Annotated in this window: 15 protein-coding genes; 13 read left to right on the top strand and 2 right to left on the bottom strand. The window is 52.5% G+C overall.

Annotated features, from left to right (window positions below; translation table 11 throughout):
* Nucleotides 1-16: 16 nt before the first annotated feature.
* Together ABNT34_RS18710 and ABNT34_RS18705 are read right to left on the bottom strand one after the other, a co-directional pair.
* Nucleotides 17-1,486 (bottom strand): sigma-54-dependent Fis family transcriptional regulator, encoded by a 1,470-nt coding sequence (locus tag ABNT34_RS18710; protein WP_348734378.1) that lies wholly within the window; start codon nucleotides 1,484-1,486, stop codon nucleotides 17-19.
* Between the two features lie 131 nt (nucleotides 1,487-1,617).
* On the bottom strand, nucleotides 1,618-2,418 hold the full coding sequence (locus ABNT34_RS18705; RefSeq protein ID WP_348734377.1) for a flagellin: 801 nt from the start codon (nucleotides 2,416-2,418) through the stop codon (nucleotides 1,618-1,620).
* Between the two features lie 233 nt (nucleotides 2,419-2,651).
* Between ABNT34_RS18705 and pseB the strand changes: the two genes are divergently transcribed.
* From pseB to ABNT34_RS18640, 13 genes are all read left to right on the top strand, one after another.
* On the top strand, nucleotides 2,652-3,653 hold the full coding sequence (gene pseB / locus ABNT34_RS18700) for a UDP-N-acetylglucosamine 4,6-dehydratase (inverting) (protein ID WP_348734375.1): 1,002 nt from the start codon (nucleotides 2,652-2,654) through the stop codon (nucleotides 3,651-3,653).
* Nucleotides 3,650-4,804 (top strand): UDP-4-amino-4,6-dideoxy-N-acetyl-beta-L-altrosamine transaminase, encoded by a 1,155-nt coding sequence (gene pseC, locus ABNT34_RS18695; RefSeq protein ID WP_348734373.1) that lies wholly within the window; start codon nucleotides 3,650-3,652, stop codon nucleotides 4,802-4,804. Before pseB ends, pseC begins: the two co-directional genes overlap by 4 nt.
* Nucleotides 4,805-4,807: 3 nt before the next feature.
* Nucleotides 4,808-5,512: a pseudaminic acid cytidylyltransferase gene (pseF, locus tag ABNT34_RS18690; RefSeq protein WP_348734371.1), complete on the top strand. Its 705-nt coding sequence runs from the start codon at nucleotides 4,808-4,810 to the stop codon at nucleotides 5,510-5,512.
* Nucleotides 5,512-6,627 carry a UDP-2,4-diacetamido-2,4,6-trideoxy-beta-L-altropyranose hydrolase gene (pseG, locus tag ABNT34_RS18685; RefSeq protein ID WP_348734369.1) on the top strand — a complete coding sequence of 372 codons (1,116 nt, stop codon included), beginning with the start codon at nucleotides 5,512-5,514 and terminating at the stop codon, nucleotides 6,625-6,627. The genes pseF and pseG overlap by 1 nt, the downstream gene beginning before the upstream one ends.
* Nucleotides 6,628-6,661: 34 nt before the next feature.
* Nucleotides 6,662-7,723 (top strand): pseudaminic acid synthase, encoded by a 1,062-nt coding sequence (gene pseI / locus ABNT34_RS18680; RefSeq protein WP_348734367.1) that lies wholly within the window; start codon nucleotides 6,662-6,664, stop codon nucleotides 7,721-7,723.
* Complete coding sequence (locus tag ABNT34_RS18675; RefSeq protein WP_348734365.1) at nucleotides 7,720-8,289, top strand: GNAT family N-acetyltransferase; 570 nt, start codon at nucleotides 7,720-7,722, stop codon at nucleotides 8,287-8,289. The genes pseI and ABNT34_RS18675 overlap by 4 nt, the downstream gene beginning before the upstream one ends.
* 129 nt (nucleotides 8,290-8,418) lie before the next feature.
* Entirely contained in the window at nucleotides 8,419-8,616 is a 198-nt protein-coding gene (locus tag ABNT34_RS18670; RefSeq protein ID WP_348734363.1) for a hypothetical protein, read from the top strand.
* Nucleotides 8,613-10,043: an AMP-binding protein gene (locus tag ABNT34_RS18665; protein WP_348734361.1), complete on the top strand. Its 1,431-nt coding sequence runs from the start codon at nucleotides 8,613-8,615 to the stop codon at nucleotides 10,041-10,043. The genes ABNT34_RS18670 and ABNT34_RS18665 overlap by 4 nt, the downstream gene beginning before the upstream one ends.
* A 292-nt stretch (nucleotides 10,044-10,335) precedes the next feature.
* On the top strand, nucleotides 10,336-11,736 hold the full coding sequence (locus ABNT34_RS18660) for a glycosyltransferase family 2 protein (protein WP_348734359.1): 1,401 nt from the start codon (nucleotides 10,336-10,338) through the stop codon (nucleotides 11,734-11,736).
* On the top strand, nucleotides 11,729-14,020 hold the full coding sequence (locus ABNT34_RS18655) for an HAD family hydrolase (RefSeq protein ID WP_348734357.1): 2,292 nt from the start codon (nucleotides 11,729-11,731) through the stop codon (nucleotides 14,018-14,020). Before ABNT34_RS18660 ends, ABNT34_RS18655 begins: the two co-directional genes overlap by 8 nt.
* Nucleotides 14,021-14,045: 25 nt before the next feature.
* Nucleotides 14,046-15,311, top strand: coding sequence for a glycosyltransferase (locus ABNT34_RS18650; RefSeq protein ID WP_348734355.1), 1,266 nt, complete (start codon nucleotides 14,046-14,048; stop codon nucleotides 15,309-15,311).
* 319 nt (nucleotides 15,312-15,630) lie between these two features.
* A complete protein-coding gene (locus ABNT34_RS18645) occupies nucleotides 15,631-16,932 on the top strand; it encodes a glycosyltransferase (RefSeq protein ID WP_348734353.1) in 1,302 nt (433 codons plus the stop codon).
* Nucleotides 16,933-16,936: 4 nt separating this feature from the next.
* The gene (locus ABNT34_RS18640) at nucleotides 16,937-18,103 is read left to right on the top strand and encodes a class I SAM-dependent methyltransferase (protein ID WP_348734779.1); all 1,167 of its coding nucleotides are present in this window, start codon (nucleotides 16,937-16,939) and stop codon (nucleotides 18,101-18,103) included.

Raw genomic sequence — 18,103 nt, 5'->3', positions numbered from 1 at the left:
GCCAATTTTTTGGCAGTCAGTCGTTTTCGGCCGCATCGGCTTCGTCGCGCATCAGGTTGTATTTGCGCATTTTTTCTACCAGCGTGGTGCGGCGTAAACATAAAATATCCGCCGCGCGCGCCACGACAAAGTCGTGACGTTCCAGCGCCTGATTAATCAGACTCACTTCTAAATCAGCCAGGAACTGTTTCAGATCCATGCCCGCATCCGGCAACAGACCAAGCTCATCGGTGCCCGGTGTTTGGAACCCGCTATCGTCAGTGCTGTCTTCGTCATCACCGCCAAATTGAAACAGTTCATTGATGGCGTCGCGTTCCAATAATGCTTCCGGGTAATGCGGCACATAGGTCTCGACATCTATATGCCGGTATTTTTGCGGCAAATCCGCTACATCAACGACCTGATTTGGAAACATAATGGTCAGGCGTTCGACCAGATTACCCAGTTCCCGCACGTTCCCAGGCCAGGGATGTAACTTCAGGCTCTCAATCGCGCGTTCGGTGAACTTAACGCCGGACTGGCCCTGCAGTTCCAGCCGTTGCAGTAACTCGGTTAATAACAGCGGCAGATCGTCAGCCCGCTCTTTCAGCGCCGGCGTATCAATCGGGAACACATTTAAACGGTAATATAAATCTTCGCGGAAGCGCCCATCTTCAATCATGCCTTCCAGCTGACGGTGCGTCGCGGCGATGATCCGCACATCAGCGCGGATTGGCTGACTGCCGCCGACCCGCTCGTAGCTGCGCTCCTGCAGCACGCGCAGCAGTTTAACCTGCATCGGCAGCGGCATATCGCCGATTTCATCGAGGAAAATAGTGCCGCCCTGCGCCAGCTCAAAGCGGCCTTTGCGGGTGGAGATTGCGCCGGTAAAAGCGCCTTTTTCGTGACCGAATAATTCGCTTTCCAATAATTCCGCCGGAATGGCGCCGCAATTGATCGGTACAAAAGGCCCGTCACAACGATGCGACAACACATGGATATTGCGGGCCACCACTTCTTTACCAGTGCCGGATTCACCGAGGATCAGCACGTTGGCATCCGTCTTGGCGACTTGCTGGATTAAAAAGCGCACCTGTTGCATCACCGGGCTGGTGCCGACCATGCCGACAAAGCGATGCTGCAAATCATGTTGACGCTGACCAGGTAATAAACGGTGATATTCCTGACAATCGCGCAGCTGCTGCGTTAAAGACGCATAGGCAAAAGGTTCGGTCAGTAAACCAACGGCATTGGCGTGTTTGAGCAATGGCTTTAAGGTTTCGCCTAATAACAAAAAGGCACAGGCCGGATATTGCTGCAGAATTTGTTCATGTTGCTGTGAGGTCAAAGCGCCGAGCAGCACCACAGCTTTTGGATCGGCATTGAGCGTCGTCGTCAGCTGTTCTTCAGTCAGAATAGCATGTGGCTCATGGATAAAGTTCAGGATCACGCTCAGGCGCTGTGCCCGACTATCCTGTTGATCCAAAATAAATAATTGTGGGTTCATATGGTCGAACTGCCAGCTTTTTTCTTATTGTTGCAAAGGCTTGACGCCCTTGCAAGCAACAAACGCTGGTTTTTTGACACTTAAATAGCGCTGGCGTCAAAAAAACAGCGTTTCTGCTGGTAATTTGAAGATTAACTGAGTAATTGCAGGGCCTGTTCCGACTGGATCCGGCTTTGCGCCGCTACTGCAATCCCAGCCTGTTCACGAATCTGCCCCTGCACCCGCTCCGTGCTGGCTTTGGCGTAATCCAAATCAGCGATGCGGCTGATGGCGGCCTGTTCACTGACATTCTGATTCGACAGATTACGGGCTGAGGCCGACATCGCATTGGCCGTCGCACCGATGTCGGTACGTTGGTTATCAATCTGCCGGCTATTGGCTTGCACTGTCTCCAATGCTTTTGCCACACCATCGGCACTGCGCAGGTCAATGGCAAAAACACCACCATCTGTCAGTTGTTTGGCTAAATCTGTGGTCTGCAAACTGAACTGACTTTTTTCGCCGCCAAGTGCAATGCTGCCGTTGCTGCTGAACAATTTAGTGCCGCCAAATTCGGTATTGGCGATTTGGTCTTTGATGCCGGCACTAATCGCATCCACTTGTTTTTGTAGGGCAGCTTTGTCATCAGCCGACAAAATGCCACTACCCGCCTGCGTCGCCAATCTGCCAATTTCATTCAGACCATCGCTGATGCCTTGCAGCGACTGATCTGCCAGCGTGGCCATCGACAATCCGTCATACAAATTCTGTTCGGTCTGACGCGTGCCGCTATTTTGTGCACTGAGCCGGTTGGCGATTTGTAGTCCAGCCGCGTCATCTGCAGCAGAGTTAATCCGTTTCGCCGATGCCAGTTGTTTCAGTTTGTCATCGTTACTGCGCTGCAAGCGGTCTGATAACAAGTCTGTGGCATTAAACTGACCATTGATATTCATGTTGCGCTCCGGATATGACAAGGCCTGTTTCTGATTGTACGCCCTGTTTGAGCCGACAGGCAAAGCATTCATTGCCTGATTTTTGACCGCCGACATCAGGATGACAGGCGGGTGACGCTAAGGTGCTTAATCACAAGCATTTTTTAATACTGGAATAAATTATGCTATGGTTCTGACATCAGACGCTGACAACAGACGAAGCCGCGTCGGCAAAGCGCGGGCAGGGAGTTGATATGTTTAACGGCAAAAATATTTTTATTACCGGTGGTACCGGCTCTTTTGGCCATAAATACACCGAAACGCTGCTGAAGCGTTACAAGCCAAACAAAATCATCATTTACTCCCGTGACGAGCTGAAACAATACGAGATGCAGCAACGCTTTAATGCGCCTTGTATGCGCTACATGATTGGTGATGTGCGCGACCAGGAGCGTCTGATCCGCGCTATGCGTGGCGTCGATTTCGTTATTCATGCCGCCGCGCTGAAACAAGTTCCCGCCGCCGAATACAATCCGATGGAATGTATCAAAACCAATATCAATGGTGCCGAGCATGTGATTAATGCGGCGATCGAAAACAACGTCGAAAAAGTGATTGCCCTGTCGACGGACAAAGCCGCCAACCCGGTGAACCTCTATGGCGCAACCAAGCTGGCGTCTGACAAATTATTTATTGCGGCGAACAATATCTCCGGTGGCAGTAAACCGCGTTTTTCCGTGGTGCGTTATGGCAATGTCGTGGGTTCACGCGGTTCCGTAGTGCCGTTTTTCGAAAAGCTCCGCGATAGCGGCGCCGATCATATCCCGATCACCCACCCGGAGATGACCAGATTTTGGATAAGCCTTCAGCAAGGCGTTGATTTTGTGTTGAAGAACTTTGAGCGCATGCTCGGTGGCGAAATTTTTGTACCGAAGATCCCATCCATCCGCATCGTCGATTTAGCCCAAGCTATTGCGCCGGGTTTGCCACTGAAAGACGTCGGTATCCGCCCGGGCGAAAAACTGCATGAAATGATGTGTCCAGGGGATATGTCGTACAACACTTACGAATATGATGACCACTTTGTCATAGCGCCGTCGATTCTATTTTCCAACCGCAGCAATGATTTTACGATTAATGCGCTGAAAGAACGTGGCCGCAAAGTGGCACCCGGCACTGAATATGTGTCAGACAAAAACCCGTGGTTTTTAACTGTGGATGAAATTAACCGCTTTAATCAGGATGCGATGGCATGATCCCGTACGGGCGTCAGCAAATTGACGCAAACGATATTGCCGCAGTTGTTGAGACCCTGCAGTCTGACTTTCTGACTCAGGGCCCGAAAGTTCCCGCCTTTGAACATGCCGTAGCCCGCCGTTGTGAAGTGAATTTTGCCGTGGCGATGAACAGCGCGACTTCAGCCTTACATCTGGCTTGCCTGGCATTGGGCATAGGCCCCGGTGATCTGGTCTGGACCAGCCCGATCAGCTTTGTCGCTTCCGCCAATTGCGCGCGTTATTGTGGGGCCGATGTCGATTTTGTTGATGTCGACGCCAGCAGCGGCTTGCTGGATGTAAAAGCGTTGCAACTGAAATTGCTGCAGGCCGCGGCCAATAATCGTTTGCCCAAAGCGGTGATCCCAGTGCACCTGGCAGGCCACAGCTGCGACATGCAACAAATCGCAGCATTATGTCGGCCGTACGGCATCCGGATTATCGAAGATGCCTCACACGCTATTGGTGCTTTGTATCAGCAGCGCCCGGTTGGTTGTTGTCAATACAGCGACATTTGTGTGTTTAGTTTTCATCCGGTGAAAATTATTACCTCGGCGGAAGGCGGCATGGCGCTTTGCAATGACGCGCGATTAGCCGGTACCCTGCAATCCTTACGCAGTCATGGCATCACCCGCAATGAAGCTGAGATGACAGAGCCAAGTCATGGCCCCTGGTACTATCAGCAGACTGAACTTGGTTACAACTACCGGATGACTGATTTACATGCGGCGCTGGGATTAAGCCAGCTCGATCGCCTGCCGCAATTTGTGCATCAGCGGATAGCCGCAACTGAGTTGTATCAGACGCTCCTGCAAGATTTGCCGGTTGAACTGCCGGCGCCGGCTCAGGACGGCATTTCGGCCTGGCACCTGTATATTGTCCGGCTTCAGCAACCACAGCTGCGGCGCCGCGTGTTTGAGCAATTGCGGGCGGCCGGCATTGGCGTGAATGTGCATTACATCCCTATTCATACTCAGCCCTATTATCAACAGCTTGGCTTTCATTGGGGCCAATATCCGCAAGCCGAACAGTTTTACAGTCAGATCATCAGCCTGCCGCTGTTTGCCGGCATCACAGCAGCACAGCAACAACAAGTGGCCAGCGCCCTGCGGCAGGCGCTGGAGCAGAGCTAGACCATGAAGATTGCGATTATTCCGGCCCGTGGCGGCAGCAAACGGATCCCGCGCAAAAACATCCGGCTGTTTAACGGCAAACCTATGTTGGCCTGGTCGGTGGACGCAGCCCTGCAAAGCAAAGTGTTTGACCGGGTGCTGGTTTCGACCGATGACGAAGAAATCGCTGCAGTGGCCCGCGCCGCCGGCGCTGAAGTGCCTTTTATCCGCCCCGCTACACTGGCCGATGATTTTACCGGCACAGGCCCGGTGATTTGTCATGCCATCCGGTGGCTACGTGAGCAGCAACAAGCGCCGTCGCTGGTCGGGTGCATTTATGCCACAGCGCCGCTGTTATTAGCCGCCGATCTGCAACAAGCGGCTGCGGCCCTTGCCGACAATACGCAGCTGAAATTTGTCTTCTCCGGTTGTCGTTTCAGTTTCCCGATCCAGCGTGCGCTGTATCGGAATAACCAAGGCCAGATTGAACCGGTGCAACCGGATGCAATCCCGAAACGCTCACAGGATTTACCTGAGACTTTCCACGATGCCGGCCAGTTTTACCTAGGACAGGCACAGCATTGGCTGGATGGTTTACCAATGTTTGCCCCACATAGCTTTTTGCAGGAACTGCCACAACACCGGGTGCAGGACATCGATACTGAAGCCGACTGGCAACGGGCAGAGCTGTTACAGCAACTATTGTTTCAACAAAACCGGAGTCGCTGATGCGGCTGCTGTTTCGCACTGACGCTTCCCTGACCATTGGCTCCGGCCACCTGATGCGCTGCCTGACGCTCGCCCGCGCGCTGCGTGCACAGGGCCATTTGATTTGGTTTGCCTGCCGCCAGCACCCTGGCCACCTGCTGGGTTTACTCGAAGCAGAAGGTTTTGCCACTTTGGCTCTCCCTGAGTTAGCCACGCCGCCAGAACACGGTTATGCCGCCTGGCTCGGTGCCACCGAAGCGGAAGATGCCGCTGCGCTTTTGCAGGCAATTGCCCTGCAGCCAGAGCTCGCCGGTCAAGGCTTTGACTGGCTGGTTGTCGATCACTATGGTCTTGGCGCAGAATTCTGTGCGGCCATGCGACCAGGCTGCCGGGCTATTTTACATATCGACGATTTAGCCAACCGGCACTATGACTGCGACCTGCTGCTGGACCAAAACCTGTTGCCTGACCTCAACAACCGTTACGACGGCTTGCTGCCAAGACAATGCCGGGCTTTGCTCGGGCCACAATGGGCGTTATTACGGCCGGAATTCGCGGCTTGTCACCCAACCAACCGACAGTTCCCAACGCAGTTCAGCGCGCAACAGCCAGCCCGGCTGCTGATATTTTTTGGCGGTACTGATGGCGACAATTTAAGCAAAGTCGCAATTAATGCATTGCAACAACTTCAGGAATCGCATTGGCTGGCCGATATCGTGATTGGTCAGGCCAACCCGCACCGTCTGTTGTTGCAGCAACTTTGTGCACAGGACCGGCGTCTGACCCTGCACATACAGACGCCAGGGATGGCCGGGCTGATGGCAGCTGCGGATTTAATGATTGGCGCCGGCGGCGCCACGCACTGGGAGCGGGCCTGTCTGGGCCTGCCCGCAGTGGTTGTGGCGCTGGCGGACAATCAACTGGCGACCACCGCGTATATGGCAAGCCTTGACGCTTGTCTGGATTTAGGGAACGCCAAAACCTTGAGCAGCAATAGCCTGGCGTCAGCAGTCGACAGTTTGTTGGCAGAGCCGCAGCGCCGCCGTCAAATGTCTGCGGCAGCCAGTCAACTGGTACCCGCCGGCGGTGGTGTACCAACGCTTATTACCCTGCTGGAACAAGGCACAACCCTCTGACAACAACACAGCATCAACATACGGAGCACCGGACATGACCAAAGCTGCGAATATTCAACTGGGCTCTTACCAGCTGGGTGCCGGGCAAGTCCCTTTTATTATCGCCGAGCTTTCCGGCAACCATGACCAGTCGCTGGACAAAGCCTTAGCCATGGTCGACGCCGCTGCAGCCGCTGGCGCTCATGCGATTAAATTGCAAACCTACACCGCAGATACCATGACCCTCGACATCGACAGCGGTGATTTTTTTATCGATAACCCGGACAGTCTCTGGTTCGGCCAAAGCCTGTATAAGCTTTACCAAATCGCTAATACGCCATGGGACTGGCATGCGCCTATTTTCGAGCGCGCTAAAGCGCTGGGCATGGTGGCGTTTAGTACGCCCTTCGATTTGACCGCGGTAGATTTTCTCGAAACTTTGCAGGTGCCCTGCTACAAAATTGCCTCATTCGAAAACACTGACCATGCCCTGCTCGCCGCCGTTGCGCGCACCGGCAAACCGGTGATCATGTCCACTGGCATGGCAAGCCAGAGCGAGCTGGCAGAAGCCGTCGAAGTACTTAAGGCCCACGGTTGCAAAGATTTGATCCTGCTTAAATGCACCAGCAATTATCCGGCCGAACCGGTTGACGCCAACCTGCGCACTATCCCGCATTTAGCCGAACTTTTTCAGTGTCAGGCTGGTTTATCCGACCACTGCACCGGCATTGGTGTTGCGGTCGCCGCCGTCGCTTTAGGCGCGACTGTGATTGAAAAACACTTTGTGCTGGATCGCAGCGAAGGTGGCGTCGATGCCGAGTTTTCGCTCGAACCAGCAGAATTAAAGATGCTGGTCGACGAAACCCGCCGCGCGCAGCTGGCGCTCGGCGCCGTACATTATGGCGTCACCGCCAAAGAAGTAGCCTCGCGCCGCCATCGCCGCTCGTTGTATATTGCGGCGGATTTAAAAGCCGGCGACGTGCTGAGCGCTGACAATGTGCGTTCTATCCGCCCCGGCCTTGGCCTTGCGCCCAAATACCTGCCCATGATACTGGGCAAAACCGTCAAAACCGACGTGCCCCGTGGCACAGCACTAAGCTGGGATTTATTGGCATGACGCCGGTAGAACCAATTACAGCTTATGGCGTGGTACTAACGCCGGTCACTGCTGGTGATTTAGCCTTGCTGCGGCAATGGCGCAATCAGCCGGATATCAGTGCCCAGATGCTGGACCAGCGCCAGATCAGTGACACCGACCAACAACGCTGGTTTAACCGCATTCAAGTAGATGCCAGTCAGCAACATTTTGTCATCCGCTACAAAAATGAACCTGTCGGCGCCTGCAACCTGAAACAGCCTGAGGGCCAGCCTGTTGTTGGCAGTAAAGTGCTGGAAAGCGGATTTTATCTGGCAGACCCGCGTTTTCGGGGCTCTATGCTGGCGTTTTTTCCGGCGCTTGCGCTCAATCAGTATTGCTTTCAAACGCTTGGCTGTACGACACTGCTGGCACATGTCAAACTGGACAATAGCGCAGCCCTGCGTTTTAACCAGCAGCTGGGTTATCAGAGCACAGTGCAGCAAACTTTCAGCACTGCCGCAGGCCCGGTTGTTTTGCAGCAGATGCAGCTGGACCTGGCCGGATTTACCGTCGCAGCCAGCCGCTTTGCCCGCTTTGCCCGTTAACAGCCACCCTTTGGAGATGCGCATGCAACATCAGGAATTACAGCAAAGCAACCACCACAAACTGCAACAGGCCTTTGCATGAACAGTCCGGCATCGGGCCCCATTACGCTCATCATCAGCACCAATATCATGTCAGACAGTCCCCTGACACCAACCAAAACCAGCAGTCTGGAGACGCAACGTCAGCTGGATGTTAACGCCACTTTTTTATGTTGTCAGTCAGGCATTGCTAAGTACCTGGGCGTTGTGGTGGGCTTTTTATGTGCAGACACCGCACAGTATGTCACAGGCCAGGTCATTGCCGTCGACGGTGGTCTGGTGTTATGAGCCTGCACTTCGCCAAGAATCTGGAACGCTTTGGCGAACAAACCGCTTTACTGCTGGCAGATGGCACCCGCATCAGTTACAGCAAACTGGCGCAGCTGGCCGATCATTATGCGCAGCGTTTTGTCCAGTTTGATGTCTGGCCGCAACAAGTCTGCGCTTTACAGTGTCGCAACAATCTGACGACGATAGTCGCCTATCTGTGCTGTTTGCGCCATCAGCGGCCTTTGTTGTTACTGGACCCTAACCTGCCGCAAAGCCAGCTGGATTTATTGGTCCGCCAGCTCGAAATTGCCGTGCTGATTGATGATTTAGGCACGATGCGGCGGGTCAGCGCCAGTGCCTTTCGCGCCAGAGCAGATCTGGCATTATTACTCAGTACTTCCGGCAGCACCGGCGATCCGAAAAGTGTGATGTTGTCGCTGGACAATTTGCACAGCAATGCGCTGGCCATTTCGCGTTATCTGCCAATTCAGATGTCTGATGTCGCGATCACGGCACTGCCGATGCACTATTCCTATGGGCTTTCCGTCATCAACAGCCACTTGCTCTGTGGCGCGACTGTGCTGTTAAGCGACTATTCTGTGGTCAATAAAGAGTTCTGGCAGCAGATGCGCGATTTTGCTGTCACCAGTCTGGCCGGTGTCGCTTTTAGCTATAAGATGTTAAAAACCTTGCGGTTTGAGCGTTTACCTTTGCCAGCGCTGCGTTATCTGACACAGGCCGGCTGCCCGTTAGATGACGACTTACGATTTTATGTCCAGCAACTGTCGGCACAAAAGCAACTGCCGGTGTATCTGATGTACGGACAGACTGAAGCGACAGCCCGTATTGCCTGGCTGCGGCCTGAATATCTGGCTGATCACGCCGATTGCATTGGCGAAGCTATCCCTGGCGGCAATTTAATGTTGCGCGAAGTACAAAACCGCGACCTCATTGCAGAGGCCGATACCGAAGGCGAACTCTGCTATCAGGGGCCGAATGTGATGCTGGGTTATGCGCAAAACTCCGGCGATTTGCGTGCAACCGACAAACTCAGCGAACTGGCGACCGGTGACCTGGCTATCCGCTTACCAAACGGCCTGTTTAAAATCACTGGCCGGTTAAAACGGATGCTGAAACTACAGGGCAAACGCCTGCAACTCGACCAGCTCGAACAACTGCTGCAGCGTGAACACTGGCAAACGGTCTGCACCGGTCGCGATGACTTTTTAGTGGTTGCCGTGATAGACGCCAATGCCGAATCCAGCGCCGCAGCCCATGTCAGTGCTTATTTGCAGCAAAGCCTGCTGCTCCATCCCAGTTTGTTTAAGGTACTGTTAGTTAGGGATATTCCCTATACCAGTAATGGCAAAGTGCATTATCAGGCCTTGCTGCGCATCGCAAGCGGTGAGAGTGTCACCGAAGGCCCAGGCGGGAGTTCGCATTGATGTCTGTTACAACTGGCGTAGTTCCTAAAGATGCGTCCTTTTGGCTGAACGGCACAAAACAAAGTACCGCCTGCTGCAAAATCTGCCAGAGGCCGGCCATACCAGAATTCTGGTTTGCGCTTGAGCAATGAATTTCCCCAGCCAAATTTCAGTTTGTGCTGCCATGGCCGATAGTAAAGGCATAGTTTTTGAACATGTCTGCAGAGTCTGAATGGATGCCGCCCATCCGACACGCGTCTCGCACACTGCAGGCATTTTGCACCAGTAAACACTGGTGCTGTAGGAATTAAACATGCATATTCGCCTTGCTATTGTCATTTGTAATTTCAACAAAGCCGCATACTTGCGGCAGTGTCTTGAGTCCGTGTTTGCCTCCACCGGCCTTTCGTTTGAACATCAAGTCATCGTCGTTGACAACGCATCTACTGATGAATCCGTCACGCTTGTTAAGCAGGAGTTTCCTCAAGTCGTCTTGCTGGAAAATCAACAAAATGAAGGTGGCAGCGGTGGCTTTGCCCGAGGCATGGAATATGCTTCCGACCAACAATTCAGCCATATTGCCTTGTTAGATAACGACATCAGACTGGAGAGTGAAACCTTAATTTCGCTATTTGCATATTTACAGCAAAATCCGGCGGTCGGTGTGGTTGGCAGTAAAATCCTCAGCATGGATAATCCACAATATTTACAGGAACTTGGCAGTTATATCGACTGGGAAAACTTTTCAGTGCGGGTCGAACACAAAGGCGCAGCGGATAGCCCCGCCTTTCCTGCAGTGACAGTCTGCGATTACGTACCAGCCTGCTGCCTGATGACTCGATTGGAAGTTTTGCAGCAAGTCGGCAGCTTTGACCGCCGCCATTTTATCTACTGGGACGACATGGACTGGTGCTGGCGCGTCAAACAAGCGGGTTATGAAATTCACGCTATCAGTCAGGCGCGGGTTTATCACAAAATGGGCGCGCAGAATCTGGCCACAACTTTTGCCTCCTATTATTTTGAACGCAACAGGGTATTGTTTTTTCTGAAGCATTTACCAGAAGACCGCCTCGCAGCATTTATCAGCCACTGGGCCGAGCGTTGCTGCAATACCCTGTTCTTCTGTCAGTTAAAACAAACACCAAATCTGGCGCTGAGCCTGCTGTTTGCCTACGAAGATGTGATGTCTGACCAATTGTTCCGCCAGGACGGGCATGTGCTGCCGCGCGAGCAAGATTCATTATTCAATCAATTTGCTGGTACAGAGCCGGTTTACATTGTGAACACCGAGCAACCGGAACTGATTCAGCCGTTTATCCGCTATCTGAACACTCAGCAGGTGCAGTGCGTGCTGATCCAACCTGATGGCCCTGAATCGCTTGCCGAAGCGTTGCAGGACTTGCCACAAATCGCTGCGTCGGCAGTACCAGCAAACGCGCCCCGAATAATAGTACACCGCCACATCAGCACTGCGCGCCCTGCGCCAAATGCGATGCCGAACCTCTATCATGCAGATCCATACGGTCACTTAGTTGCAGATCAAAACCTGCCGGCCTTCTTACAGCAGTATCAGCGTTTTCAGGGGATGTTCCGGCAAATTATGCAGCCAGTCTGGCAAGAACGGTTTGAAACGGCTCGCCAACGTTATCAGCAAAGCCAAGCAGTCACTGGCATGTTGGCCACCGTTCAACAGGACCAATGCAGTTATGGATGAGTTTGTTACCTGGTGCCAGTCACAGCAATTTCGTTTTATCAGTGTCGATGTATTCGACACTTTGCTGCTGCGTCGATGCGGTGCGCCAACGGATGCATTTAGGCATGCCGGCCAACTGTTGGAACAGACCCATCAATTACCACTCGGTTGTACTGCAGACGACTATGCCCCGCTGCGCATCCAGGCCGAACTGACCTGCCGCCAGCAACATGGTGCCGGTGAAATCAGCCTGCAACAAATCCTGGCCGGCATGCCGGGTGACGTTGAACAACAGCAGGCTTATGCCAGTGCCGAACTGCAGACTGAACAACAACTGTGTGTCCCCAACCGCGCATTAATCGCAGCGCTGCAGCAGCTGCAACAAGCGGGTATCCAGGTGGTGTTGCTATCCGACATGTACCTCAATGCGCAGCAAATCCGCCAATACCTGTTTCAGCAGCAGCCGTTTTTACTGTCGCTGCCGCTTTATGTCTCCAGTGATACCGGCGTCGCGAAACACGATGGCCGCGCATACAGTTTTCTGCAGCAACAGCTAAATATCGACCCGCAATCCTGGCTGCATATCGGCGACCATTGGCAGGCCGATGTGGTTAATGCCAGGGCTTCCGGGCTCAATGCCGCCTGGTATTCACCGCGGATAGATTTCGCCAGCTTACAGACCATGGAACATCTGCAAGCACAAAATGCAGATTTTTACTTACAGCGCCGGCTGCAGAGTATTCCGCCAGACTGGTGGCTAGCACCAGATGACGCGGAGACTAAAGATCGGCAAACCGCATATAGTCTGGGTGCTGCTATCTGGGGCCCGGTGCTGACGGCATTTGCTGACTGGCAGTTGCAACAGGCGCAGCGGGCGCACTGTGAAGTGATTTTATGCATGCTGCGCGAAGGCTTATTGTTTGCCGACGTGCTGAACTGCCGTGCTCCACTGTTTCCTGAGGCTCCGCGGGTCATTCCCATTTATGTCTCACGCAAAGCCCTCTATTGGCCAAGTCTGAACACGGAAAAATCTGACTGGCTGGCGCAACTGCTGCTGTTATTACGGGAGCAAAAAGGCTACAGCGTTCAATCGCTGTGTGATGACTTACAGCTGACCTTGCCAGATGAATTTACCCACTACCAACAACAACTGCTGGCCGAGACCGACCAGGTTTTAATACAGCAGCAAACGCTGTGGCAACATTTAGTTTGTCTGGCAAAACAACATCAGGAGCGGCTGAAACAGAGTGTTTATCAGCAGCAGCAGGCCTTTCAACAGTATTGGCAAAGTCTGCAATTGCCAGAAGCCAGCAAAATTGAGCTGCTGGACTTAGGCCATGGCGGCACCTGTCACCGTTTACTCAGTCAAATTCTGCAGCAGGATTTTGCCTTGAATCTGCTGTTTTATCACAGCGACCGCAGTCTGAAATATCACCAGAAAATCGCTTACAGCAGTTTTCTGCGTCAGCATCCGGCTCTTTGTCAGCAATTAGCCCGTGCTGAAAAAGCGTTTGAACCCTGGCTGGTGGGCGCCACCGGCAGCACGCTCAGTTATAGCGCCGACGGTACACCGCAATGTGGCCCTGCTGCCTTAAATTCAGCACAAACCGCGGCCTTTCGCCAAGGCGTGCTGGCCTTTGCCCGTGGCTATCAGCACCACGATTTGGATGACAGTGTCGCGGCAACCATACTGCAGCGTTTTATCAACAAACCACAACTGGCAGAAGCGGTACTCTATCAGCAGCTGTTACAGGAAGATAATTTCGGCGCGCAGCTGCGCTACCCGGTACTGGATGCAAAGCAAATCAACACAGTTCGCGAAGTTACAGTGCCACAGGCCTGGCTGAACTGGCAATTGGACCCGCTGTGGCAAAGCCAGCAACTGCATTGGCCCGCAGCTTTACTCCGACTGGCGGACCCGGAGCTGGCCGGTCGCTTATTTGGCGAAGTCAGCAACTTAACCGCGCGGCGTAGCAGAACTTTACTCGAGCAATTACAACGCGCTGGCTGGCGAAAATATTCCATCTGTGGTGTCGGTGACTTTTTCCGCCAGTTCCAACAGCAACCAGGGTACAGCAACGAAGCAATTGAATACCTGATTGACCAAAAAGCCGAGACGCTCGGCCCATACCGCTTTGAGCAGTGGCAGGTCATTTCCTTGCAACAGGCGTTGCATGCCGGCGCGCGGCATTTTGTTGTGACTTCCTACGCATTCAGACAGCAAATGGCGGCACAAATTCATGCCACAGCAGAGGCGCTCGGGATCACCGGGCCGCTGTCTATCATGGTGCTGGGACAGGAATAACGCCAATGGATCAGGGGAAGTTCAGATGCGGATAGCGCTTATTTCAAAAGCGGATCATTCCGGTGGCGGTGCCAGTAAAATGGCAGAAGACCTGCGCCTGACGCTGCTGGCCGACGGCCACGAAGTGGTGCATTGGGTCAGCTGGAGCAAATCGGGTTATGACAGCAGAGTCAGACGATTATACGGTGAGCGTTTCCAACGTAAGTTTTATCGCTGGAGCCGCGCCGTTAAAAGCTGGTTTGCGCCTGATGTGATCCCATTTGAGCTGCCCAATCTATTCTGGCAAAACCTGCCGGCCAATTTTGATCTGGTGCATATTCACGATATTTCCTTCGCCGCTTCGCCGTTATCAGTGCGTTATCTGGCCAAACGAATGCCGGTGTTATGGACCTTACACGATTGTTCAGCCTTTACCGGCGGTTGCATCCAACCGATGGATTGCACCCGCTATACCAAAGGTTGTGGCGAATGCCCGCAACACGGACTGCCACCGCTCGATAGCCGTTTTGATTATTCAGCGCTGAAATGGCGGTTGAACCGGCGTACATTAAAAGAACCGTTGCTACAACTGGCGGCGCCTTCAACGTGGCTGGCAGAACGTCTGCATGCGGCAGTTCCGCAGTTAAAACCAGCTTATTTGCTGGCAAACACTGTAGATACGGCGCTTTTTGCACCACAGACGATTCAACAAAAAGCGTTGTTGCAAAGCCAGTTAAACCTCGACCCGGCGCTACCCACGATCCTTTTGGGAGCGGCCCAGTTGGATAATCCCTACAAAGGCATCACGTTAGGGTTGCAGGCGCTGCAACAACTCAAACACGGCGGCCTTCAGTTTAATCTGCTACTGGTTGGCAAAGAGTCGTCGCAAATACAGTCGCAATACGCCGCATTAAATCCGCGTTTCACTGGTTTTATCGACACTGCGGAGCGGATGAACGATATCTACGCCGCCGCCGATTTAATGGTCTATCCAAGTATTGCGGACAACCAGCCACTACAGGTACTTGAAGCACTGGCAACGAACCTGCCGGTGATTGCCTTTGATGTTGGCGGTCTTGCCGAAGTCTTGTCGCCGATCTGCCCGCAATGGCTCGTTACCGGTAAAAATCCTGAGCAACTCGCCGCCAGGATCGAGGATTTTTTTAAAACCCCGCCGGTATTGCTGACGACTCCGCGGCAGTATATTCAGCGACAACATAACCACACGCAGCTGAGCAGCACTCATCTGGATGTGTACCAGCGGTGCATCGGGCGCTGGCAAAAGCTTCAGGCAAATAATCATGAACAATAGTCATCAAAAGAAGCAAAATCACCCGGCTGAACAGATTATCGGCTGGGGGCTTTCGGGTCATACCCCTTATTATTTATATGGTGCAGCTGTCAGCCCGATATTTGTTATCGATGGAACTGGCGCTGCAAATACCGAGGAAATCCTTGGCATTCCGGTAGTAAAGCCGGAAATTTTGCAGCAGCTGGCAGACAATCAATATCAAATATGGGCTTACCCTGAAATGGCTCTATTTGGCGAATCGATAACACGGCAAGTTCAGAGTTATGCAAACCTGCCCGTGATGCAAGCGCAGATTTGGGCAGATACGCAGTCAGAGGCAATGATTTTTGCCGAAGCCCAAACTTGGCTGGCGCAACATAAAACAGCATTTTATGGCGCTGATAACCATCATATATGTCTGTTTATCAGTGCATTAGACAAAGGCGGCGCGGAGCGGCAAATCGTCTTACTGGCGATTGGGCTGCGTCAACTTGGTTACGAAGTGACATTGATATGTCAAAATCAGGACCATACAAGTGTCACCGGCTGGCAAATGCAACTGGCTGACGCTGGCGTGCAGCGTGAATTTATCCCTTTAGTCCGCACCCTCTGGCAACAATCGCCGCCAACAGCTGCAGAATTACAGTGGCTACAGCCGCTTTGCCGCTTGCTCAGACCCAAAGGCAGTCATAACGTTTTAGCTTTGCAGCGTCTGCTTCGCACTATCAAACCGTTTTTGTTTATTGCCTATCTGGACGAATGCAACATCACTGCTGCTGCCGCTGCTAACGTTGCAGGCTGCCCGTCAGTCCTGATGTCGGGACGCTCACTTGAACCTCACCTGCTGGCGCAGCAATACACGACAGAATTTCAAAGTTGTGCGTTGTCCGCAATGTCGCCATGGTATCGCGCTATTCTGCAACAAATCCCCGACAGCGTCCTTTATACCAACAGTAAACTCGGCGCAGACTCTTACCAGCAATGGCTTGGCATAGACACATTACAGGCAGTACCTAACGCAGTTGCTGACAACGAAATTGAATCTGACACTGACATCAGAAACCTTTACCAGCTGCCGCCTGAATCTTTATTGCTGCTCGGTATTATGCGTTTTACCCGTGAGAAAAATCCCGATGGTTTTATTCGGGTCGCAGCGCAACTCATTGCAGAATTTCCGTCGTTATTTGTCATTCTGATTGGCGATGGCGAAATGCGCGGCGAGCTCACCGAATTAGTGTCGTTACTGGGCATTACAGATCGAATCATCATGCCGGGTAAGATTGATGAACCTGCCCCCTATTTAACCCAGGCAGATTGTTTACTGGGGCCTTCCCACATTGAAGGTTTCCCCAACGTTATTTTAGAAGCGCAGCAATACGGCCTGCCGCTCGTCTGCACCGATGCCGGCGGTACCGCTGAAGCACTAAGTCCACTCCTGACAGACAGCCTGGTTCCGGTCAATGATGAAAATGCCATGTATATAAAATTACGTGACTATCTGCGATATCCAGCACAACATAAAACCTTCATGCAGCAAGTCAGTCAGGACATCAAAGCAACACGCAACTGCAGACAATTGGCGACTCATACGCTCAGCCTGCTGCAACCCCAAACAACTCAGACACTTTCAACAGGCAAATAAACCGATGACAACGACCCCGGAAAAGAGATTTGCATTTGGCCGTAACTGGCAAAGTTTCATTGATAAAAAACTATCCGAAGAACGTTTACAGCAGGCTCAGCAGCATCTGGTACAGTTTTGTGGACAAGAAAGTCTGACGGGAAAAAGTTTTCTGGATATCGGTTCTGGCAGTGGGTTACACAGCTATGCCGCATTTCTGGCTGGTGCGGCGAAAATTGTCAGTTTTGACTATGACCATCAATCGGTACTCGCGACACAAGCACTGTGGCGGATGGCGGGAAGTCCGGCGAACTGGACGGTGCAACAGGGCTCCGTATTAGACGCTGCGTTTATGGCGTCATTGGGCCATTTTGACCTCGTTTACTCATGGGGCGTGTTACATCACACCGGCGATATGGAAACGGCTATCAACCTTGCCAGTCAATGCGTACAACCGGGGGGCTGCTTCTATTTTGGCTTATATGACTCAGACTGGTCGGCGGAATCACCAGAATTTTGGTTTGAGGTAAAACAAAAATATCTGGACCATAGTCCGCTAAGAAAACGACTGGATGAGATCTGGTATCTATGGCGCTTCGAACTGGCGAAAACACCGGCAAACCTGCCAGTTCTGTTCAGGAAATGGGTGAACTATAAAGAGAATCGCGGCATGGACATGATGCATGATGTCCGGGACTGGCTCGGCGGATGGCCGATGCAATATTCCCGCTTTGCTGATGTGGTACAGCAATTGTCCGGTTTAGGCTTTCAATACAATAAATCCAAAATGGGCGAAATCGTTACCGAATATCTGTTTGCCAAGCCAAGTCATCCGGCCTTAGTGAAGCCCTTGATATTGAATGTAATTGATTTAAGGACTAAGCACGATTTCGCGCGCTTAGACAAAAACCAGCCCATTTATATTTTTGGCGCTGGCCAGGGCGGCCAAATTATCCAGACGTACCTGAAGGATTGCGGTTATAACATCTGCGGATTTATCAGTAATAGTGCGGGCAGTCAGCACAGCGCAGTCATGTCGCTGGAAACCATGCTCAGTCAGCATCCGCAAGGGCAGATTATTATTGCCAGTGCTGCCATTGATGAAATTTCAATGCAATTGATCAACCAGGGAATTACCACCTGGTTTAACAGTTATCCGATGATCCGGGCACATTTTGCGGGTTATGTTTAA

Source organism: Rheinheimera texasensis (assembly GCF_964031785.1).
Classification (GTDB): domain Bacteria; phylum Pseudomonadota; class Gammaproteobacteria; order Enterobacterales; family Alteromonadaceae; genus Pararheinheimera; species Pararheinheimera texasensis_A.
The sequence above is the reverse complement of the archived record's forward strand: the minus strand, read 5'-3'. Positions and strand labels throughout refer to the sequence as shown.